Genomic DNA, 21,032 nt, shown 5'->3' on the forward strand with positions numbered 1-21,032 from the left:
CCAGATTAACGGTTCCGGCCGGCGGCTCGCAAGGCGGTGGCAAGGAGAAGGGAATCCACTATCCTGTCTTGGTGAATCCCCGCAAGCCTTCATTGAGCAGGATGCCCATGAAGAAACCAAAAAGGGCAGGCGCTGCGAAGGCCAAAAAGGGCCGGAAGTCCAGTGCCGGCCGATCCAAAACCGCCCCAAAACGGCTGACCAGGCGGCCGGCGAAGCCGCCGGGGCGTGACGCGTCGGGCGATGATGGGGCCAAGGATACCGTCAGGGCGACGATCCGCGGCTTGCGGACCAAGCTCAAGGAGGCGCAGCGCCGGGTCGCGGAACTGGAAGCTGCGGCCGACACCGATTTCCTGCTCGAGATTCCTAACCGGCGCGGCTTCGAGCGCGAGCTGGCGCGCGCCATCGCCTACATGAAGCGCTACCGCGCCAGCGGGGCACTGATCGTGCTCGACGTTGACAGGTTGAAGCCGATCAACGATTCGTTCGGTCATGGCGCCGGTGACGAGGTGCTCAAGGCGATTGCCGCCACGCTGACGCGGCAGGTCCGCGCCTCCGACGTGGTCGGGCGGCTGGGGGGCGACGAGTTCGCGCTGCTGCTGTGGAATCTCAGCGAGACCGACGCCAAGGCGAAGGCGGCCATCTTCGAGCAGGCGGTCGACGAATTGTCCTTTGTCTTTCGCGGCGAGCACGTGACTGCGGGCGCCTCCGCCGGTGTCGCGCTGCTGGGAGCGCAGTCCGACGCGGGTCGTGCCCTGGAGGAGGCCGATGCCGCCATGTATGTGCGCAAGGCGCACCGGCGGCACGAGCCGCGGATCGGGCTGGTCGGCAGCTAAAGCGCGCTGAGATCCGGCGGTACGTTACCGAATGTCCGCAGCAATTTGGCGTCGCCAAACTCGCCGGTCAGGGGATCGCCGCTGCGGCTGAAGGCGACGGCGCCGATATGGCCGGCGCCGTGCGCCAGCATTTCCGCACGACGCAGGGCGGCAGCCGATGTCTGGCATTCCTCGGCCGCACCTGCCACCGGCGATCCGTCCTCGTCGATCAGGAAGGGCAATGCAACGTAGTAGGTGACGTCGGGCATGGTCGGCTCCGATAGCTGACGGTTCAGGCGGCGCTGCTCTTGCTCCGCATCTTGCTGCGCGAGGTCTCCGGAATGCAGCCGGCGGAAATCGCCGCCTGCAATTCCTCAAGCTCGGCCTCCAGATATTCGTTGGCCATGATCAGCGCCTTGATGGTGCTGCGCAGATTGCCGTCGCACATCGCGATCGCCTGATCGCAGGCCTGTTCATAATGGCTGTTGTCGAGAAGGGCGGCGGTCGACATCTGCATTGTCCTTGTCAGTTGTGCTGGACGTTTCCTGGGGGCGCTGGGGTGCTCAAATGTTCCTATTTTGTTCTATTCGAGTCAAGCGGATTCATCCGCACGAGGGAAGCCGGCTCGCAGGTCAGGCGATGATGTCGGGGGTGATCTGGTCTTCGATGAACGCGATGCGGTCTCGTAACAACAGCTTGCGCTTCTTCAAGCGCTGTAACCGCAATAGGTCGGGGGCGGGCGATTGATGCAGTGCATCGATCGCCGCATCGAGATCTCGGTGTTCCTGCTGCAACCGGGTGAGCTCGGCTTCGAGCTCACGCTCGTCTTCATTGGTCATGTCTGCGGTGGCCGAAAACCGATAGGCGTGGGATTAAGGCTGTGGATGCCCTGTGGAAATTATCGTCCTTGCGCGGCGTGATCGCAAGCGATCTGCGACCACCGTTCGCCGATCTCCAGCGACATATTTCCGCTGATCGCCGCGGCGCTGCGCAAGCGCATTGATATCATGGATTTTTCCCGCGCGGTTCCTTTACTCACGCTTCGTTACATATGAATTTTCAAAAATGAAGCTGCGGCGACGGTTACCCATCGACAGAACGAATCGCTGATGTACACTTCCTTGTCCGGATCGAATCCTGAGGTTCAACCCTACCGAGGAGGTTTCGAATGACAATTCAGGCACATCTCGTTGAATTGGAGCGGAAGCACAAACTTCTCGAAAACGAATTGCACGAAGCTCTCGTGCACCTTTCAACAGACGACCTGCAAATTGTTGAGTTGAAGCGCCGGAAGTTGATGGTCAAGGACCAGATCGAGCGTCTGAGGCACGGCGACACGCTCCACTAGTGACCCCCGTAACAGCGTAGAGTTGATCGTACCCTTATCCCGCAGGGGTGAGAGCTTTTGCGCTCATCCCTGCAGCAAAGTGCGCACCGTGCAAAGAAGTTTGCGCGGTGTTTCGTTTTTGTCTGAACGCGTTGTCTTGCCGCGAACCGGTACCCGCTTCGCTCGAAAACGCTTTCAGATGTCTGCGAGCTCGGCGACGTGATCTGCGATCGCGAGCGATGACGTCAGTCCCGGCGATTCGATGCCGAACAGATTGATCAGGCCAGCGACGCCGTGATCGCGCGGGCCCTGCATCAGGAAGTCCTGCGTGGCCACCGCGGGCGGTACGATCTTCGGCCGGATACCCGAATAGCTCGGCATCAACGCGCCGTCAGGCAGCGTCGGCCAGTATTTGCGGATCGCCGGGTAGAACCGCTCGGCGCGTGACGGGTCGACCTCGTAATCGATCGTCTCGATCCACTCGACGTCAGGGCCGAAGCGCGCCTGGCCTGCCATGTCCAGCGTCAGATGCACTCCCAACCCGCCGGGCTCGGGCACCGGGTAGATCAGGCGCGAGAATGGCGCCTTGGCATTGCAGCTGAAGTAATTTCCCTTGGCGAGATAGGCCCGTGGAATTCGGTCCAGCGGCATGCCGTCGATGTTGCGCGCCACATTCGTCGCCGAGAGCCCCGCGGCGTTGACGAGGAGGCTGCATTGCAGCGTCATTGGCGCCTCGCCGCCGGCGTCGATCTCGATCAGGCCGTTCGCCGCCTTGGCGCGGATCAGCGGGGTGTGAAACGCGAAGGCCGCGCCGGCTTCCTCGGCTTCGCCGCGCAGCGAGAGCATGTAGGCGTGGCTGTCGATGATGCCCGTCGAGGGCGACAGCAGTGCGGCGTCGCAGGCCAGCGCCGGCTCCAGCGCGCGTGCCGCCTCGCCTGTGAGCAGCTGCATGTCGAGCACGCCATTGGCCTCGGCATGCGCCTTGATCGATTGCAGCTTCGCGGTCTCCTGCGGGCTGGTCGCAACGATCAGCTTGCCGCAATTCCTGTGCGGGATGCCGCGCTCGGCGCAGTAGCGGTAGAGCGCGTGCTTGCCGTCGACGCACATGCGCGCCATCCAGCTCCCGGCGCGGTAGTAGATGCCGGCATGGATCACCTCGCTGTTGCGCGAGGAGGTGATGGTGCCGATCGCCTCGGCCTCCTCGAGCACGATGACCTCGCGCCCGGCCTGCGCAAGCTTTCGAGCCACCGCGAGCCCGATCACGCCGGCTCCGATGACGACGCAATCGACCCTATCCATGGTTGTGCAGGATGTCCGCTGGAAGCGCCGGTGGCGTCAGGACTGGAGAGAATGCCGCGGGGCCATTCTCCGTTAAGGAAGAATTTATCATGTCAGGGCAATTGCCGTATTTCACGTCACATTTTTCTGTTGCGCGTACAGGCGTTTACCCGATCCAAACGCGTGAAGCCAGACAATCCGACGTTGAAATCGCGGGTGGCTGATGGCTGAGAAGAACTGGCACGAGGGCAGCACGCTTCCGATTGCTGTGCAGGCCGTTGTGTGCCTGGCCGGCACGGTTGCGCCTGCGCGCGCCTTTGCGCTGTCGGACAGCTTCGCCGCGCCGAGCTATCTCGGCCAGCTCGATCCCAACGTGGTCTGGGAGGTCCTGATCGCGGGCATCGTCGTCTGCGCGTTCCTCGCCGCGATCGTGCTGTGGATCCATTCCTCGCTGCGCCGGACCAGGCGCTTGCAGTTGCGGCGCAACGCCTTCGTCTCCTCCGCCATGAACAATCTCAATCAGGGCGTGGTGATGACGGATGCGCAGCGCCGCATCATCTTCTGCAACGACCGCTATCTCGAGATCTACGGCCTGACGCGGTCGGAACTCTGGGCCAATATGGACGGCCATGAGCTTCTCGAGCTCAGGCGCAAGCGCGGGGTGCTTGGCGGCATCTCCGACGAGGAGTTCTACGAGAAGGCGGCAAGCCACAACGGCCTGATCACCGAGCTGCCCGACGGCCGGGCCATCCTGGTGAAGTTTTTCGTGCTGCCGAACGGCGGCTCGGTGGCGACGCATCTGGACGTCAGCGAGCAGCGCAAGCTGTCGCGACAGCTCGCTTCCACCAAGCAATTCCTGGAATCGGTGCTGGACCATGTGCCGGCCTGCGTGGCCGCGAAGAACATCGAGGATGGTTGCTACATCTTCGCCAACAGCGCCTATGAGCGATTCTGGGGGTTCTCGCGGGATCACGCCGTCGGCAAGAACGCAGGTGAGCTGTTTGCGCCGGTCTCGGCAGCCATTATCGAGGCGACCGACCGGGCGGCGCTCAACTCCCCGGACGGCCAGTTCCGCAACGAATTCGAGGTCGACCGCGGCGGCGAGCGGCGCATGGTCGCCTCGATCCGGATCGTGGTCCGCAACGAGAGCAACAAGCCCGAGTTTCTGCTGCTGGTGTTCGAGGACATCACCGACCGCCGGTCGCTGTCGCAGGAATTGGAGAGCACCAAGAAGTTCCTCGAGCTCGTGGTCGACAACATCCCGGTGGCGCTGATCGTCGAGCAGGTGAAGGACGGCCGCTATCTGCTCGCCAATCGCAGCGCGGAGACGATCCTCAACCGCCGGCGCGAGGAGGCCACGGGCCTGACCGCGTCCGACATCTTCAACCCCAAGGAAGCCAAGCTGATCATCGCGCGCGACGAGGCCGCGATCAAGAAACGCGGGATGATCACCGAGGAGCATCCGATCTCCACCAAGGACGGCCTGCGGCTGTTCCTGACCCGGCGTGCCACGGTGCTCGGCGATACCGGCGAGCCGCAATATCTGATCAAGACCCACGAGGACGTCACCGACCGCCGGCAGACCGAGTCGCGCATGGCGCACATGGCCTATCACGACGGCCTCACCGATCTGCCGAACCGCGCCGCCTTCCTCCAGGCGCTGACCCAGATGATCGAGGCCTGCGAAGGCACCGGCGAGGAGTTCGCGGTCCTCTGCGTCGACCTCGACGGCCTCAAGGAGGTCAACGACGTCTTCGGTCATGCGCTCGGCGACAAGCTCCTGATCGAGGTGGCCCAGCGGCTCCAGGACTCCGCCCGTGGCGGCGTGGTGGCGCGCCTGTCCGGCGACGAATTCGGCCTGATCATCGACGGCAAGCAGCCGGACGCGGGTCTTGCACTGGCGCAGCAGATTGGCGACGCCGTCGCGAAGGACTTCCAGATCGACGGCCGTGCAGTCCGCGCCGGCGTTACCACCGGCATGTCGATCTTCCCGCACAACGGCGCCGATGGCGCCTCGCTGCTCGCCAATGCCGGTGCGGCGCTGTTCCGCGCCAAGCAGAAGTCGCGCGGCACGATCAGCCTCTACCAGCCCGAGATGGACCATCAGATCCGCGACCGCCGCGTGCTGCACCAGGACCTGTCGGTGGCGATCAAGAACGGCGAGCTTTCGCTTGCCTTCCAGCCGCAGGGCGTCGCCGGCCACAGCGTTGCCGAGAGCGAGATCATCGGTTTCGAGGCGCTGGCGCGCTGGCAGCATCCGGTGCGCGGCCAGGTCTCGCCGGCTGAATTCATCCCGATCGCCGAGGAGAGCGGTCTGATCGTCGAGATGGGCGAGTGGATCCTGCGCCAGGCCTGCCGCGAGGCGGCGTCCTGGCCGAAGCCGCTTCAGGTCGCGGTCAATCTGTCGCCGGCGCAGTTCATGCACGGCGACGTGGTCGGCCTCGTCCATTCGATCCTGATCGAGACCGGCCTTGCACCCGGCCGGCTCGAGCTGGAGATCACCGAGGGTGTGCTGATCGAGGATTTCGACCGGGGCCTTGCGCTGCTGCGCCGCCTGAAGGCGCTCGGCGTGCGCATCTCCATGGACGATTTCGGCAGCGGTTACTCCTCGCTGAGCTACCTCCAGGCGTTCCCGTTCGACAAGATCAAGATCGACCGGGCCTTCATCATCAATCTCGGCCGCAACCCGCAATCGGCTGCGATCGTTCGCGCGGTGATCGATCTCGGCCACGGCCTCGAAATGTCGATCATTGCCGAGGGCGTCGAGACGGTCGAGCAACTCGCCTTCCTCGCCAAGGAGGGCTGTGACGGCGTGCAGGGCTATCTGCTCGGCAAGCCCCTGCCGATCGGGAAATATGCCGGGCTGGTCGGCCGCGCTGAACTCATGGAGCTTGCGCTCAAGACCGGTTAGAGCATTTTCGAGCGAAGTGGACACCGGTTCGCGTCAAGAAAAAGCGTCAGAATAAGAATCTAGAGCCCCGTTCCGATTTCATCGGAACGGAAATGGCTCTAGTGATGATGGGGCGCTTTGCTCCCATTCGACGGCTTCATGGCGGATTACGATCTCGCGATCATCGGCGGCGGGCTGAACGGTGTCAGCCTCGCGCGCGATGCGGCCGGCCGCGGCTTGCGGGTCATCCTGTTCGAGCAGGGCGATCTCGGCGGCGCGGCCTCCTCGGCAACACCGCGGCTGATCCACGGCGATCTGTCGGTGCTGGAGCGGCGCCGGTTCCGGCGGGTGCGCCGGGCCCTGGCCGAGCGCCGGACCTGGCTCCGGATCGCGCCGCATCTGGTCCGGCCGATGCGCTTCGTGATCCCCGCGCATGCCGACGAGCGTCCACCATGGCTGCTGCGGGTCGGCCTTTATGTCTATGACGGTCTCACGAACCGGGGCGGTCTGCCACCCTCGGCGACCATCGACATCACGCATCATCCGGTCGGCAACGCGCTGAAACGCCCGTTCGGTACAGCGTTCGAATATTCGGACTGCGTTGTCGACGACTCCCGCCTGGTGGCGCTGACGGCACTGGATGCCGCTGAACATGGCGCGGCGATCCGGACCGGCGCGCGTTGCGTCCGTGCCGACAGAACCGACATTTGGCGGCTCGCGGTGGTCGATCGTGGCCACCGCCGCACGGTCACGGCGCGAGCGCTGGCCAACGCCACCGGCGGCTGGACGCCAATGGTCGCTGAGACCGTGCTGCGGCAGCCGCAGCCCGCGATGGCGGCCACGCAGATGAGCCAGATTATCGTGCCCAAGCTGTTCGACTCCGAGAACGTCTACGTCTTTCAGAACAATGATGGGCGGCTGATCTTTGCCCGGCCCTTCGAGCGCGACTTCACGCTGATCGGCACGGTCACGCACGCCTTCACCGGCGATCCCGCAATTGTGGCGATGCCGGGGGCCGACGTCGGCTATCTCTGCGAAGCGGCGAGCCGCTATTTTCGTGAGCGCGTCGCCCCGACCGACGTGGTCCGGACGGTCTCCGGCGTCAACCTGACGCTGGCGTCCGTGCGCGGACGCGACGGCACGATGCTGTTCCATGCACGCCGGCGCAAGGCGCCGCTGCTCACGATGTTCGGCGGCGACGTCACCACCTCGCGCCTGCGCGCGGAGTGGGCGGTGACGAAGCTGACGCCGTTCTATCCGATGTCGCCGCCCTGGACTGCTGGAGCTGCGCTGCCCGGCGGAGATTTCGCCTGGGACCGTTTCGACATCGAAGTCGACCTCGCGCGCGACCGCTGGCGCTTTCTGTCGGAGCCAGAAGCCCACCGTCTGGTCGGAGCCTATGGCTCGCGGTTGTCCGCGGTGCTAGGCGAGGCAAAGACCCGCGACGAACTTGGCCCGGCGTTCGGCCCCGAGCTGACCGGTGCCGAGGTGCGTTATCTGATGGCCAGCGAATGGGCGCGCTTTCCGGACGATATCCTCTGGCGCCGCTCCAAGCTCGGCTTGACCATGCCCGCGGCGGATCGTGACGCTCTGGCGGCGTTCATGGCGGGTGTGAAAGATGCACCGCTAATTGGTTGAGCAAAAGCCGATCGGCCGCTAGCGTGCGGCGGAATCGGGGTTGGCAGGGAACATGACGGACGAATTGCCCAAAACGCACGCCGCGACAGGTGCGGCCGATGGAGACGCATCCGCGGCGGGCCGGCCGCTGCTGCGCATCGAGGGCGTCGTCAAAACCTTTGGCACTTTCCGCGCGGTGGATGGCGTCTCGCTCGACATCAAGGCCGGCGAATTCTTCGCGCTGCTCGGGCCCAGCGGCTGCGGCAAGACCACGCTGCTGCGCATGCTCGCCGGCTTTGAGGCGCCGGACGAGGGGCGCATCCTGCTTGGTGATAAGGACATCGCGCAGGCGCTGCCGCATGAGCGCCCGATCAATATGATGTTCCAGAATTATGCGTTGTTTCCGCATCTGTCGGTGCGCGACAACATTGCCTTCGGCCTGAAGCGCGCCGGCATGGCACGCGCCGACATCGCCACCCGTGTGGCCGAGATGGTCGCCCTGGTGAAGCTCGAAGGGCTCGAGAAGCGCAAGCCGGATCAGCTCTCCGGCGGCCAGCGCCAGCGCGTGGCGCTTGCCCGCGCACTGGCGCGCCGGCCGCAACTGCTGCTGCTCGACGAGCCGCTCGCAGCGCTCGACAAGAAGCTGCGCGAGAATACGCAAGGCGAGCTGATGGAGCTGCAGCGCCGGCTCGGCATGACCTTCATCGTCGTCACGCACGACCAGGAGGAAGCCATGACGATGGCGAGCCGGATCGGCGTGATGAAATCAGGCAAGCTCGCTCAGGTCGCGAGGCCCCGCGAGCTCTACGAAGCGCCGCGCTCGCGCTGGATCGCGGAGTTTGTCGGCGACGTCAACCTGTTCGACGGCGAGACGAAATTGCGCGACGGTCATCGTCTGGTCATTGGCACGCGTGATGCGGGTACGTTGGTGGTGGCGGAGCCGCGCGAACCGGTCGGTGCGGGAAGATTCTCGATCGCGATTCGTCCCGAGAAGATCAAGTTGTCGCGCCGCGCCCCGGTGAGCGAAGCCGGTCGTGAAACCACGATCAACAGCCTGGACGGCGTGGTCGCGGACATCTGCTATCTCGGCGGCACCACGACCTATAAAGTGAAGCTCGATACCGGCGGAATCGTACGGGCCTCGGTCGCCAACAGCGCCCGCCTGGATGTCGACGCCTATAGCGTGGGCCAGCAAATCGTCGCCTGGTTCACGCCGGATGATTGCGTGGTGCTGCCGTCATGAGCTCCCGCCGCATCTTTGCGCGCCCGGCGCGCTTTGCCGCGATCGCGCCCTATGTCTGGATGGCGCTGTTCTTCCTGGTGCCATTCGCCTTCGTGCTCAAGATCAGCCTGTCGCAGACGGCGATCGCGCAGCCGCCTTACGAGCCGGTATTTGACCCGACGGCGGGGTGGGACGCGCTCAAGGCGGCCTTTGCCGCACTGTCGATCGACAATTTCAGGCTGCTCGTCTCCGACGACATCTATGTGTTCGCCTATGTGCGCAGCCTCACCGTCGCTCTGACCGCGACTGCGCTGCTGCTGCTGATCGGCTATCCCATCGCCTACGGCATGGCGCGGCTGCCGAAGAGTTGGCAGGCGGTGGCGATGGTGCTGGTGATCGTGCCGTTCTGGACCTCGTTCCTGATCCGCATCTATGCCTGGATCAACATCCTCCAGCACGACGGTCTGCTGAACCAGATCCTGCTGGCGCTACATCTGGTCAGCCAGCCCGTGGTCTGGCTCTCCACCGACAGCGCGATGTATATCGGCATCGTCTATTCTTATTTGCCATTCATGATCCTGCCGCTCTACGCCACGCTCGCCAAGATGGAGCCGGTGCTGGAGGAGGCGGCCTCCGATCTCGGCGCGCCGCCGTGGCAGGTGTTCTGGCTCGTCACCTTCCCGCTGTCGCTGCCCGGCGTCGGTGCCGGCGTGCTGCTGTGCTTCATTCCCATCGTCGGCGAATTCGTCATCCCGGACCTTCTGGCCGGCTCCAATTCGCTGATGATCGGCCAGACCCTGTGGCTCGAATTCTTCACCAACAAGGACTGGCCGGTCGCCTCTGCAGCGGCCATCGTGCTGCTGGTGGTGCTGCTTGTACCGCTGCTGCTGTATGAGCGGCTCCAGAAGCGGCAGCTGGAACAGGGCCGCTGACGCGATGCGCAAGGTCTCGCGCCTGTCCCGTTTCAACGTCGCCTCGCTCGCGCTGGGGCTGGCGTTCCTTTACTTGCCGATCCTCATCCTCGTCATCTATTCCTTCAATGCCTCGCGGCTGGTGACGGTGTGGGGCGGCTGGTCGCTGCGCTGGTATCACGAGTTCTTCAACGACCGCGCCATGATCGAGGCGGCCTGGATGAGTTTTCGCGTGGCGGTCTCCTCCGCGACCATCGCCACGCTGCTCGGCACGCTCGCCGCGGTCGCCTTGTCGCGCGGCGAGCGCTTCCGAGGCCGTACGCTGTTCTCCGGCATGCTCTACGCGCCGCTGGTGATGCCCGAGGTGATCACGGGGCTGTCGCTGCTATTGCTGTTCGTGGCGCTGAACGCCGAGCGCGGCTTCTGGACCGTGACGATCGCCCATACCACGCTGACGATGTGTTTCGTCGCCGTGGTCGTGCAGTCCCGCCTCGGCTCGCTCGATCGTTCGCTGGAGGAGGCGGCGATGGACCTTGGCTGCGACCCGGTGCGCGCCTTTCTTTCGGTGACGCTGCCGCTGATCGCCCCCGCGATCGTCGCAGGCTGGATGCTGGCCTTCACGCTGTCGCTGGACGATCTCGTGATCGCGAGCTTCACCACCGGCCCCGGCTCGGCGACATTGCCGATCCGGATCTATTCCGAGGTGAGGCTGGGCGTGAAACCCGAGATCAACGCGATCTGCACGCTGGTGATCGCCCTGATCGCGGTGGTGATCGTGATCGCTTCGCTTGCCTCAAAACTGTCGAGCTCGCAGGGCGAGAGCGCCGCGCCGCTGTAAGCGGGGCCCGCTTCTCAAAAAGCAGCCAACACCCACTTGGCTCCGTCCGCGCGTAAGATGTATAGCTTGCCGCGCGCCAACACGGTCTGGAAGTCGGTATTTCCCGTTCCGATGATGGCCTTGAGCTCGCTGCCGGCTGCATCGGCTTGTACGGTCAAGATCTGCCGTGGCGCCAGCTCGATCTTTTGTGAAACTCCCCCGACAACGAACTGGAAGCCGAGTGGCTGACCGGCGTCGTTGTAAAAGCCGACGCTGTTTGCTGCGACCACCGGCTCGGCGAGCGAGCGGACGGGAACGGTGAGACCTTGATTGCCATTCGGAGCCAGCCCTGTGGCTGTTGGAACGTGGCCCGGCGCAAGTCCGGGGACTTGGAGCGGCATCTGGGTCACATAGGGAGTCATCGGGGCCAGATCAGGCCTTATCGCGTTTCTCTCGATCGCGGTCTGCGGATTTGGGGCTCGCAAACCAAGATTTCCAGGCGAGGCTGATTGAGCCGATGCCAACTGGGGCGCCGAAATCAGAATAAGGCCGGCGGTCGCTACTGCGGTGCGTAAGCAGTCCATGACGATGCCCTCTTGTCTAACGTTAACCTCTAGGTGCGGTCGCGGTGCCCGGCGGTGCCGCTTGATTGGGAGGAGCCGCGTTGGCAGCATTGAGGGCTGGCGGTTGGCCCTGAGGTTCTTCGGCCGCCCCGGCCGCCGACTTGCCGAAAATATACCCGACGATCGTGCCGAGGAGACTGAATACGGGTGCGGTCTGCGTGTCGGTGTAGCCGGCTACGATCAAGAACAACGCGGCAAAAACCACGACGAGAAGTAGGAAGGCCTTATAGAACTCCTGTGTGAGTTTGCCGATCGCCGCCATTACACACAGCAGGATTGCCATTGTGACCACCAATGCGATGGCGAGGCCGGTCAACCAGAATTCATAAGGCGTCTTGTAGGTGATGTAACCCTGTTGCTGCGTCGGCTTGCCGGTCCCCACGCTTGCGGGCGATTGTCCCGTCGGCGGCGGATTGGTAATCCGTTGATCTTGACTGACGTCTGAGGGCGTCGCGGTGGCGCTGGGGCTCGGATTGTCGGGAAGCTGTTGCGCACAAGCCAGGCCGCCGCAGAGAAGCATCAGCACGATGAGGGCAAATCTCGTCAGTCGGTGTAGCAGCATTTTGCTATCCGTCGGGCAATTGAATTGAAAAATACGCGGCACAGGCAATAAGTAGAGAATATCCTGCGCGCACACTTAGGTTGTCAATCCGATTCTTGCCTTTCTCGGCCCGGTCGGCAGGACTGGAGGTCTCATGAAGAGCTGGCTCGCTATCGCCGCCCATACCCCGCCATGGGTCTGGATCTTGTTCGCCTATCTGGTCTGGCAAGGTATCCAGTCGATGCAGCCACGCACGACGCCGATCTGGCGCGCGCTGATCCTGCCGGTCGTGTTCATCGTCTGGGGGATGTCTCGGATCGGCTTCGGGCCTCAGGGCAACGCGTGGCCGCTGATCGCGTGGATCGCGGCCGCGCTGGCACTGCTGCCGCTGGGCGTGCTGACGCCGCGTCCTTTCGAGGTCGATCACACGACAGGTGAGATCATCCGCCAGGGCAGCGCGTTTGCCCTGATCCGCAACCTTGTCGTGTTCTCACTGCAATATGCGGTCGGCGTGATCTCGGTGATCGATGCGAGCGACCGCGCACTGGCAATCATCATCGGCCGCGCCATCTCGGGCGCGACCGCCGGCTACTTCATCGGCTCGACGATCGCGCTGGTGATGACCTATCGACGAAAACGCACCCTCGGATGCTCAGCGCGACCGGGGCGGACGTTTCGAGCCTCTGGTGCCTGTGGGACGCGGCCGCGTTGCGGTGGCTGCGACGGGGGCGGCATACCGCGCGCGCAATGCGCCCTGCGCCGCCGCCCCGAGCTGCCGCAGCGCCAGGGCGTCGAGCGGAAATTCCAGCAGGATATGGATCAGGCTCAGCGCCAGCAGGAAGGTGAAACCGAACGCGTAGTCGTAGAAATAGAGCGCGGTGGAAGCTGCGCTGGCGGCGGCCATCGCCGCCAGCCGCGCCTTCGGGACCGCGGTCCAGCGGATCACGTCGGCTTTGATGAACCAGTTGAGGTAATGATAGGTATAGACGAAGGCGAGCAGGCTCGTCAGCCTGGTGTCGAGGACGAGGCCGGGCACGCCGAACAGCCGGCTGAGGGCCGGGCCGACATTGCCGAAATAGTCCTGTCCGACCCGGGCAAAGCTCGCGATCCGGATTTCAGCAGTTGGCGGCAGCAGCAGAATCGTAGCGATCGCGACGAGGTAGACAGCCACCAGCGCAGCCTGGACGCGGCTGCCGGATCGGTGCGCGCCGAGCACCATGAAGATCAGCGTGAACAGCGAGACGTGGATCAAGGTCGGAATCAGGATGCCGATCACGGCGAGCGAGGATCCGCTCGAATACATGAGCGCGGACAGTGCGATCGCCGTCATGAACAGCAACATGCTCTCGATCGCCGAGGTGGTGGCCGCAAGCATGGCGCAGACGATCAGCGCGCCCCACATCGCAAAGCCGAACCAGGAGGCGTTGTCGATCAGGGCCGCGACCACGGCGATGATTGCGAGGGCTGCCGCAATCCCGCGATGGGGCAGGTAGTAGCTGCGGTCGTGCAGCCATGAAATCTCGGTGAAGTAGTGCGCCGGGCCGAGCACGACATAAGCCAGCAGCAACAGCTCGAACGGCATCAGATAGGCCGCCGCGAGCGCCAGCAGCATCAGGCCGAGATGGATCGCGTCGTTGCTGCGCATGATGCCGTGCCCTGCATTGGGGCACGGAGGTTAGAGCAGGCGTGGACAACCCGCAATTGTCCACCTTGTCGCTCGAACGTCCTGCTTGCGGCGACCCGATGCGTCCTGTCGCGTCAGGACTTCACCGCACCTGCCGTGAGCCCGCCCACCATGTAGCGGCGGAAGGCATAGTAGATCGCGGCCGGCGGCAGTGCGTAGATGAAGCCGGTCGTCATCAACAGCTCCCACGGCGAGTCGTCGGCGGCGAGGAAGTTGCCGAGCGCGACGGGCAGGGTGATCTCGCGGTCGTTCGAGAGCAGCAGGAACGCGTAGAGATATTCGTTCCAGGCCAGCAGCACCGCATAGGTGCCGATCGCGACCAGCGAGGGCATCATCAGCGGCAGGTAGACCAGGCGGAAGATCTGAAGCGTCGTCGCACCGTCCATCACGGCGGCTTCGTCCAATTCGACCGGCAGCTTGTCGGAGGCCTGCTTGAGCACCCAGATCGCGTAGGGGCTGGCGATGGTCACCATCGCCAGGATCAGCGACCAGTGATTGTTGAGCAGGCCGTAATTGCCCATGGTGCGGTACATTGGCACAGCAAGGAATGCCGCCGGGATGAAATAGGTGAACAGCGCGAGATTCATCACGACCCGCCCGCCGGGCACCTTCAGCCGCGAGATCGAGAACGCCGCGGCGGTGGCGATGAACAGCGTCAGCACGCCGACGGATGCCGCGATCACCAGCGAGTTCCAGAACTGTATGTAGAAGTCGCGCAGGAAGTAGTGCTGCTGCTTGAACACGATTTCGAAGTTGTGCAGCGTGGGATGGTCCGGCCACAGCTTGCCGGAGAATGCGTCCTCCTTCGGCGAGATCGCGAACAGGAACATGTGGTAGATCGGAATCATCGTCCAGAGGAAGACGGGAATGCCGATCAGCAGCAACCGCGCTTCGGTTGCGACTTCGCGCAGGGTAGGGAGCTTCATCGCGACAACCGTTTCATCATGAAGTACACGAGCGGCAGGACGAACGGCATTGCGCAGACGATCGATGCCATGGCCAGCGAGAGCTGGTCGAGCCGGAGATAGCGGATGCCGAGGGTCGACAGCACATGCGTGAGGTCGGCCGGGCCACCGCCGGTGAGCAGATAGACGCTGTTGAAGTCGCCGAGCGTCCAGATCATCGAGAGCAGCGTGCAGGTGACGTAGAGCGTCTGCATCGACGGCCAGGTGATGTAGCGGAATTTCTGCCACCAACTCGCACCGTCGACCTCGGCGGCCTCGAACAGATCATGCGAGATCGCAAGGCGGCCGGTGATCAGGATCAGCGTCCAGAACGGCAGCGACTTCCAGATATGCACCGCGATCGCCATGGTCAGTGCCACGGTCGGATCGTTCAGCCAGTTCGGGCCGTCATCGCCGGTCAGGGAGAAGATGAAATGGTTGACCATGCCCCATTCGGGATTGAGCATGAACCGGACCGACAGGATGGTCGGGATCGACGGCACCGCCCAGGGCAGGATGAAGATCACCGAGAGCCATTTGATCCAGGGGCGCTGCACGGCGAAGAAGCCGGAGAGGAACAGCGCGATCAGCATCTTGATGTTGATGCCGATGACCAGGAAGATCAGCGTATTGACCGCGGCACGCGCGAAGATCGGATCGTTGTAAAGCGCGACATAATTCGACGGGGCTCGCGCCAGCCACAGCCCGTAGCCGACGGGATAGACGACGAAGGCAAGGAAAACGAGCAGATAGGGCGCAAGCAGCACGATGCCCCAGACCTGCGCCGGGGTCAGCCGCGACGACAGGGGCGGGGCGGGGATTGCCTGGTCGCCAGAGAGCGTGATCGCCATTCTTTTCGGACTCTTCAAAGAGATGCCGGCCGCGAAACGCGGCCGGTGTTGTTCTTATACCTCTCCCCGCACAGCGGGGAGAGGGAACGGATGATTCAGCCCGCGACCTGCTTGATGCGGGCGATCAGTTCGTCGACGGCCTTGTCGACCGGAACCTTCTCACTGACGACGCGATTCATCGCCTTCGCCCACACGTTCTCGTTGTTGAGGATCGTGAACTTCCAGTTCTTGGTGAAGTCGAACGCCGCGGTGCCGCCCTTGAACTGGGTGTAGACGGCCTTGCGGTGCTTGTCAGCCTGCCAGAACGGGCTTTCCTGGCTTTCCTTCGTCACCGGGAACCAGCGGCCGAGCGCACCCTCGATGTAGGGACGGACGTTCTCTTCCTGGAGCAGGAAGCTGATGAACTGCTTGGCCTCGGCCTTGTTCTTGGCCGCGGTGAAGATCAGTCCGGTCTTGACGTCGGAGCGGTAGCGGATGGTCGAACCATCCGGCGCCTTCGGGAAGGACGCCGTCACGATGTCCTGCTCATAGGCCTTCTTGCCGGCTTCGCGCTGTTCCGGCGTGAGCGCCTGGTTCTGGGAATCCTCGAACCACTTCGCGGCGATCGAGATCGTGAAATTGTGGGTCATCACGATGGTTTTGTTGTGGAAGGCGACGTTGTTGTCGGGATCCTTCCAGGTCGTGGAGGACGGCGGCGTGCAACCCTTGATGTAGGTGTCGGTGTAATCCTTCATCGCCTTGATCAGGTTCTCGCGAACCTTGGGATCGTCGACCGTGAGCTTGCCGTCGTCGTCGACCAGCTTGACGTGGTAGGCGTCCATGAAGGTGTAGAACGACTGGAAGGCGTCGGTGGATTCCACGCCCATCGGCTGGCCGACGGCATAGATGCGCTGGCCGGTAGCTTTGCGGATCGCCGGCTGCACCTTGTCGCACCAGAACGTCCAGTAGCCGGTCCAGTCGTTCGGGATATCGGTGAGCTTGAAACCAGACTTCTCCAGCATGTCGTTCCAGATCTGGACGTGCATGCTCTGCTGCTTCAGCGGGAAACCGTAATAGGCCTTCTTCTTGGTGACGTCGTTATAGAGGATCGACGCATCCAGCGTGTTCTGCACGAACCGGCCCTTGATCGGCTCCATCACGTCGGAGAGATCCTCGAGCTTGCCTTCATAGGCCCACTTGCCCTGCGCCTGCACGTCATAAGAGTCGGAATAGGCGACATCGGGCACGGTGCCGGCATCGAGCGCGGCGACCGTCTTCGGAATCATGTCCTGGATCGCGTATTGCGACAATTCGACCTTGATGCCGGTCTTGGCTTCGAACTTCTTGATCGTCTCGATCAGCGCGTCGTCTTCGGAGCGATAGAAGCCCTTGCCCCACCACACCGTGATCGTCTTCTGCTGCGCAAATGCGGGTGCAGCGGCTGCAAACAGCCCGGCCGCAGCGACCGCCAGTGATACTGCGCCAATAACCTTGGATTTCACGTTTTTCTCCCTCAAACGGCCGGTGTTTTTAACCGGTCGTATAAAACACTAGCGCATGGCGTTAACCCGATCTAGCGGCATGTTGTCAGACATAGGTCGTGGGGACGGGCCTTGCGGAGATGCTTAACGCGTGCATCGATCCAATCGCCGCATCAATTCGCGGCAATCAATTCGCCTTGTGCGTTCTGGCTTCGCCGGGCCATCCGCGACGTCAAACGCCGGATCGCCGAAAGACCGGCTGTTGTAAGCGGTGCGAGCACCGGGTGCAACGTGGCAGGCACCCGCGCCACCGCCGCGGCGGTGGATCCAACATGCCTTTGAAGACATTACAGGGGCGATCCGAGGGGTTCCGGTTTGGCTCGGGAACAGTGTGGCGCCGTTCTGCGGGTGAATTGTCAGCGTCTGCGCTTTGGCCCCGTCGAAGTGGCATTCGAACTTGCCTCGGTTGATCGGGGCCGCGACCTGCCTTGCCCGCTCGTCCGCAATGGAGAGCGCCATGCTTCGAGCAGCATCTTGAGAAACTGGCTGGCATGCGGCGATAGCGTCGCCCCGCGCCTGCGCACGATTCCGATCGTCCGCGACACTTCCGGCTCGACCAGCCGAACGGTGTGAATGATCGGATGACCGGCGGCCGGCGTCGCGAGCCTCGGCAGCACGGCGATGCCCAATCCCTCCTCGACCAGACCAAGCGAGCCGGAGAGGTGGGCGACTTCATAGGACCAGTTCAGCTGCAGGCCCTGCCGCGCCAGCGCATTGTCGATCAGCGCGCGGTTGCCGCTGTTGCGACCGACAGTGATGACCCGGTGCGACACGATCTCCGACCAGCTCACCTGCTTGCGCGATGCTAGCGGATGGTCATGGCGGCAGGCCAGCACGAACGGGTCCTCAACCAATTTCTCGAATTCGATTTCGGCATGCGAAGCGCCGATGAAATTGATGCCGAAGTCGACTTCTCCGCGCGCCACCGCTTCCAACCCCTCATTGGCGCCGATGTCCAGAATGCGGATGCGAATTCGCGGATAGGCTTCGGCGAACCGACCGATCGCTCGCGGAAGAAAATAGAACACCGCCGTCGGCACCGCAGCCACGGAGACCAAACCCGAACTTCGCGCGCCGATATCATGGATGGCGAGCACCGAGGTCTCGAACTCGTCGATGAGGCGGCGGACCTTCGGCAGGAAGTCGCGTCCCGTCATGGTGAGATTGACGTGGCGCGTGGACCGTTCGAGCAACGGCGCACCAAGGCTTTCCTCCAGCTTCTGAATGCGTCGGCTGAGCGCCGGCTGGGACAAGTTCAGCGCCTTCGCGGTCCGGACGAAGCTGCCCATCTCCGCGACGGTGATGAACGCCTTGAGGTCGAGCAGTTCTGCGTTCATGCCAGGGCTCCATTATGTCGAACAGCGAAATAATACCTCAGATATTTGCATTTCACAAAATAGTTCGGACGGAGGATGCTCTGGTTCAGACGAGCATGTCGCCGAACGGAAGAACATCATGAACGATCAGATTGCCATTCCCTGTGTGGTCATGCGCGGTGGGACCTCGCGCGGACCGTTTTTCCTGGCCCGCGACCTTCCGGCCGACCCCAGCTCGCGCGACGCGGTGCTGTTGTCGGTAATGGGAGGTGGGCACGATCTCGGAATCGATGGAATCGGCGGCGACAATGCCGTGATCAACAAGGTCGCGATCATCGGACCGGCAACGGTGCCCGGTGCCGATGTCGACTACCTGTTTGCCCAGGTGAGGGTCCGTGAAGGGATCGTCGATACCTCGCCGAACTGCGGAAACATGCTTGCGGCGGTCGGGCCATTCGCAATCGAAGCCGGCCTGGTCGCCGCTACCGCAGATCGCACCCATGTGCGTATTCATAATGTCAACACCGGCAAGCTGATCGACGCGACGGTCGCCACTCCGGGAGGACGGGTGACCTATGAGGGAGAAGCGCGGATCGACGGCGTGCCGGGAACGGCCGCGCCCATCGAACTGTCGTTCCCCAACGCCGCCGGCGCACGCACCGGCCGTCTGTTGCCGACAGGACGTCCGGTCGATCGCATCGGAGGGATCGACGTGACCTGCATCGACGCAGCCATGCCCGTCATGCTGGTCCGCGCGGCAGATCTCGGATGGACCGGCCGCGAGGCCCCTCCGGCCTTCGCCGACGGCGCCTTCCGCGGGCGGCTCGAACATTTGCGCATCGAGGCTGGACGCCGGATGGGCTTTCCGGATTCCGCGTCAATGGTGATTCCGAAGCCGGTTCTGATCGCGCCCGCAAGCGGGGCGACGTTGAACGTCAGGTACTTCATGCCGCACGACTGCCATAGCGCGCTGGCGGTGACCGGTGCCGTCGCGATCGCGACCGCCTGTGTGACGCCCGGGACGATCGCCGCAGAGATGGTTGGATCGCTGGCGCCGCCGGTACCGATCACCCTCGCTCATCCCTCCGGCCGGCTCGTGGTTCGGCTCGAGCCCGGCCCGGTTGCCCGGGTGCAGCGGACAGCCCGGCGAATTCTCGAGGGCCATGTCTTCGCCCGTCGATCGCACGTCCCTCATTCGGTCCTGGCGGCCTGAAGCCGGACCGCTGTCAAAGCCTTCAAAAATCAGAGCCATGAAAAATCGAGCCATGGGAGAAACGAGAATGCAGAAGCAAACGCTGGTCGGGCCCGCGAACGGTGAGACGCGAAAACCATTCTACCGGATCCTTTACGTCCAGGTGCTGATCGGTCTCATGTTGGGCGTCCTCACCGGCCATCTCTGGCCTGAGTTCGGTGCCGCGCTGAAGCCCTTCGGCGACGGCTTCGTCAAGCTGGTCAAGATGATGATCGCACCGATCGTGTTCTGCACCATCGTCAGCGGTATCAACAGCATCAGCGATTCGCGCGAGGTCGGCCGCACGCTGGTGAAATCCATGGCGCTGTTCTACCTGCTGACCGTGTTTGCATTGCTGGCCGGATTGGTCGCCGTGTCGCTGATCCAGCCGGGCGTCGGCATGCATGTGTCCGTCAGCACGCTGGATCCGTCGGTGGCCGCGAAGTTCACCAAGCAGGCGAGTGCGACCGGATTTGCGGACTTCATGCTGCACATCATTCCGCATTCCTTCTTTGGCGCGTTTGCCGACGGCGAAGTGCTGCCGGTCCTGCTGGTTTCCATCCTGGTCGCCTTTGGCCTGAGCCGTGCCGGCGATGGGGGTGCGGTGGTGACGAAGGCCGTCGATTCCTTCTCTCAGGTCCTGTTTGTGTCCTTTGGCTTCGTCATGAAGCTCGCGCCGCTCGGCGCCTTTGGCGCCATGGCGTTCACGGTGGGCCGCTACGGCATTCGATCGATTGGCTCGCTCGGACTGCTGATCCTGACATTCTATATCGCCTGCTCATTCTTCGTGGTCGTCGTGCTCGGCACGCTGGCGCGGCTGAATGGCTTCAGCCTGTGGAAGACCATCCGCTACTTCAAGGAAGAGCTGCTGATCGTGCTCGGCACGTCATCGTCGGAACCGGCGCTACCCGGGGCGCTGCGCAAGCTGGAGCAGCTCGGATGCCGCAAAGGCGTGTCGGGACTCGTGTTGCCGATGGGCTATTCCTTCAATCTGGACGGCAGCGCCATCTATCTCACCCTGGCCTCCATCTTCATCGCGCAGGCCTGCGACATCCACCTGTCGTGGGGGCAGATCGCGGCGATGCTCGGACTGATGCTGCTGACGTCCAAAGGCGCGGCCGGCGTCACCGGCAGCGGCTTCGTCGCGCTTGTCGCGACCCTCTCCGTCATGCCGGATCTGCCCGTGACCGGCGTTGCGCTGCTCGTCGGCATCGACCGTTTCATGTCGGAAGCGCGGGCGCTGACCAGTATGATCAGCAACTGCGTCGCAGCCATCACCGTTTCGCTGTGGGAGGACGCTTGTGACCGAGAGGTGTTGGCTCGCGAACTGGGAGGGAGTGGCTCTCTCAAGGTCGCGGCCGGATCGAAGATCGGCGGAGGAGCCGTGCTGCAGGGGGACAAGGCCTGGATTTCGACGACGCAATCGGCCGCTTGACGCCACCTCCGGG

At 63.5% G+C, this 21,032-nt stretch carries 20 protein-coding genes and 1 pseudogene; 10 read left to right on the forward strand and 11 right to left on the reverse strand.

The window, feature by feature from the left end; all coding sequences use genetic code 11:
- Positions 1 to 107 precede the first annotated feature (107 nt).
- A complete protein-coding gene (locus tag GGD65_RS18645) occupies positions 108 to 833 on the forward strand; it encodes a GGDEF domain-containing protein (protein ID WP_183236203.1) in 726 nt (241 codons plus the stop codon).
- Here GGD65_RS18645 and GGD65_RS18650 read toward each other — a convergent pair.
- From GGD65_RS18650 to GGD65_RS18660, 3 genes are all read right to left on the reverse strand, one after another.
- Entirely contained in the window at positions 830 to 1,081 is a 252-nt protein-coding gene (locus GGD65_RS18650; protein ID WP_018317814.1) for a hypothetical protein, read from the reverse strand. The genes GGD65_RS18645 and GGD65_RS18650 overlap by 4 nt on opposite strands.
- 23 nt (positions 1,082 to 1,104) lie before the next feature.
- Complete coding sequence (locus GGD65_RS18655) at positions 1,105 to 1,323, reverse strand: hypothetical protein (RefSeq protein WP_026201909.1); 219 nt, start codon at positions 1,321 to 1,323, stop codon at positions 1,105 to 1,107.
- A 121-nt stretch (positions 1,324 to 1,444) separates the two neighbouring features.
- Entirely contained in the window at positions 1,445 to 1,651 is a 207-nt protein-coding gene (locus GGD65_RS18660; protein WP_008546179.1) for a YdcH family protein, read from the reverse strand.
- A gap of 329 nt (positions 1,652 to 1,980) precedes the next feature.
- On the opposite strand from GGD65_RS18660, the gene GGD65_RS18665 reads away from it, so the two are divergent.
- Positions 1,981 to 2,160 carry a YdcH family protein gene (locus GGD65_RS18665; RefSeq protein WP_026201910.1) on the forward strand — a complete coding sequence of 60 codons (180 nt, stop codon included), beginning with the start codon at positions 1,981 to 1,983 and terminating at the stop codon, positions 2,158 to 2,160.
- A gap of 174 nt (positions 2,161 to 2,334) precedes the next feature.
- On the opposite strand, the gene GGD65_RS18670 is transcribed toward GGD65_RS18665, so the two are convergent.
- Positions 2,335 to 3,438: an NAD(P)/FAD-dependent oxidoreductase gene (locus GGD65_RS18670; protein ID WP_179739049.1), complete on the reverse strand. Its 1,104-nt coding sequence runs from the start codon at positions 3,436 to 3,438 to the stop codon at positions 2,335 to 2,337.
- 202 nt (positions 3,439 to 3,640) lie between these two features.
- Between GGD65_RS18670 and GGD65_RS18675 the strand changes: the two genes are divergently transcribed.
- From GGD65_RS18675 to GGD65_RS18695, 5 genes are all read left to right on the forward strand, one after another.
- Positions 3,641 to 6,328: an EAL domain-containing protein gene (locus GGD65_RS18675; protein ID WP_183236204.1), complete on the forward strand. Its 2,688-nt coding sequence runs from the start codon at positions 3,641 to 3,643 to the stop codon at positions 6,326 to 6,328.
- A gap of 138 nt (positions 6,329 to 6,466) precedes the next feature.
- The gene (locus GGD65_RS18680; protein ID WP_183236393.1) at positions 6,467 to 7,945 is read left to right on the forward strand and encodes a glycerol-3-phosphate dehydrogenase; all 1,479 of its coding nucleotides are present in this window, start codon (positions 6,467 to 6,469) and stop codon (positions 7,943 to 7,945) included.
- Between the two features lie 52 nt (positions 7,946 to 7,997).
- The gene (locus tag GGD65_RS18685) at positions 7,998 to 9,167 is read left to right on the forward strand and encodes an ABC transporter ATP-binding protein (protein WP_183236205.1); all 1,170 of its coding nucleotides are present in this window, start codon (positions 7,998 to 8,000) and stop codon (positions 9,165 to 9,167) included.
- Positions 9,164 to 10,078, forward strand: a complete 915-nt coding sequence (locus GGD65_RS18690; RefSeq protein ID WP_183236206.1) for an ABC transporter permease — start codon at positions 9,164 to 9,166, stop codon at positions 10,076 to 10,078. The genes GGD65_RS18685 and GGD65_RS18690 overlap by 4 nt, the downstream gene beginning before the upstream one ends.
- A 4-nt stretch (positions 10,079 to 10,082) precedes the next feature.
- Positions 10,083 to 10,895 (forward strand): ABC transporter permease, encoded by an 813-nt coding sequence (locus GGD65_RS18695; protein WP_091956459.1) that lies wholly within the window; start codon positions 10,083 to 10,085, stop codon positions 10,893 to 10,895.
- A 14-nt stretch (positions 10,896 to 10,909) separates the two neighbouring features.
- Here GGD65_RS18695 and GGD65_RS18700 read toward each other — a convergent pair whose 3' ends face one another.
- Together GGD65_RS18700 and GGD65_RS18705 are read right to left on the reverse strand one after the other, a co-directional pair.
- Complete coding sequence (locus GGD65_RS18700; RefSeq protein ID WP_018317823.1) at positions 10,910 to 11,296, reverse strand: hypothetical protein; 387 nt, start codon at positions 11,294 to 11,296, stop codon at positions 10,910 to 10,912.
- 184 nt (positions 11,297 to 11,480) lie between these two features.
- A complete protein-coding gene (locus GGD65_RS18705; RefSeq protein WP_183236207.1) occupies positions 11,481 to 12,059 on the reverse strand; it encodes a hypothetical protein in 579 nt (192 codons plus the stop codon).
- A gap of 133 nt (positions 12,060 to 12,192) precedes the next feature.
- Here GGD65_RS18705 and GGD65_RS40975 point away from each other — a divergent pair.
- Positions 12,193 to 12,585: pseudogene (locus GGD65_RS40975) on the forward strand (DUF6622 family protein); the annotation flags it as partial.
- A 105-nt stretch (positions 12,586 to 12,690) separates the two neighbouring features.
- Here the strand turns inward: GGD65_RS40975 and GGD65_RS18710 are convergent.
- The 5 genes from GGD65_RS18710 to GGD65_RS18730 all read right to left on the reverse strand — a co-directional run bounded on the left by GGD65_RS18710 (position 12,691) and on the right by GGD65_RS18730 (position 18,374).
- Positions 12,691 to 13,683: a hypothetical protein gene (locus GGD65_RS18710; RefSeq protein WP_183236208.1), complete on the reverse strand. Its 993-nt coding sequence runs from the start codon at positions 13,681 to 13,683 to the stop codon at positions 12,691 to 12,693.
- A gap of 113 nt (positions 13,684 to 13,796) precedes the next feature.
- Positions 13,797 to 14,648: a carbohydrate ABC transporter permease gene (locus GGD65_RS18715; protein ID WP_018317827.1), complete on the reverse strand. Its 852-nt coding sequence runs from the start codon at positions 14,646 to 14,648 to the stop codon at positions 13,797 to 13,799.
- Entirely contained in the window at positions 14,645 to 15,517 is an 873-nt protein-coding gene (locus tag GGD65_RS18720; RefSeq protein WP_018317828.1) for a carbohydrate ABC transporter permease, read from the reverse strand. The genes GGD65_RS18715 and GGD65_RS18720 overlap by 4 nt, the downstream gene beginning before the upstream one ends.
- A gap of 95 nt (positions 15,518 to 15,612) precedes the next feature.
- Positions 15,613 to 16,998: an ABC transporter substrate-binding protein gene (locus GGD65_RS18725; protein ID WP_092254779.1), complete on the reverse strand. Its 1,386-nt coding sequence runs from the start codon at positions 16,996 to 16,998 to the stop codon at positions 15,613 to 15,615.
- Positions 16,999 to 17,393: 395 nt separating this feature from the next.
- Complete coding sequence (locus GGD65_RS18730; RefSeq protein ID WP_183236209.1) at positions 17,394 to 18,374, reverse strand: LysR family transcriptional regulator; 981 nt, start codon at positions 18,372 to 18,374, stop codon at positions 17,394 to 17,396.
- 118 nt (positions 18,375 to 18,492) lie between these two features.
- On the opposite strand from GGD65_RS18730, the gene GGD65_RS18735 reads away from it, so the two are divergent.
- Positions 18,493 to 19,566 carry a 4-oxalomesaconate tautomerase gene (locus tag GGD65_RS18735; protein ID WP_183236210.1) on the forward strand — a complete coding sequence of 358 codons (1,074 nt, stop codon included), beginning with the start codon at positions 18,493 to 18,495 and terminating at the stop codon, positions 19,564 to 19,566.
- A gap of 67 nt (positions 19,567 to 19,633) precedes the next feature.
- Positions 19,634 to 21,019 (forward strand): C4-dicarboxylate transporter DctA, encoded by a 1,386-nt coding sequence (gene dctA, locus GGD65_RS18740; protein WP_183236211.1) that lies wholly within the window; start codon positions 19,634 to 19,636, stop codon positions 21,017 to 21,019.
- Positions 21,020 to 21,032 lie beyond the last annotated feature (13 nt).

Origin of the sequence: Bradyrhizobium sp. CIR18, from assembly GCF_014198295.1 — a bacterium.
GTDB lineage: Bacteria > Pseudomonadota > Alphaproteobacteria > Rhizobiales > Xanthobacteraceae > Bradyrhizobium.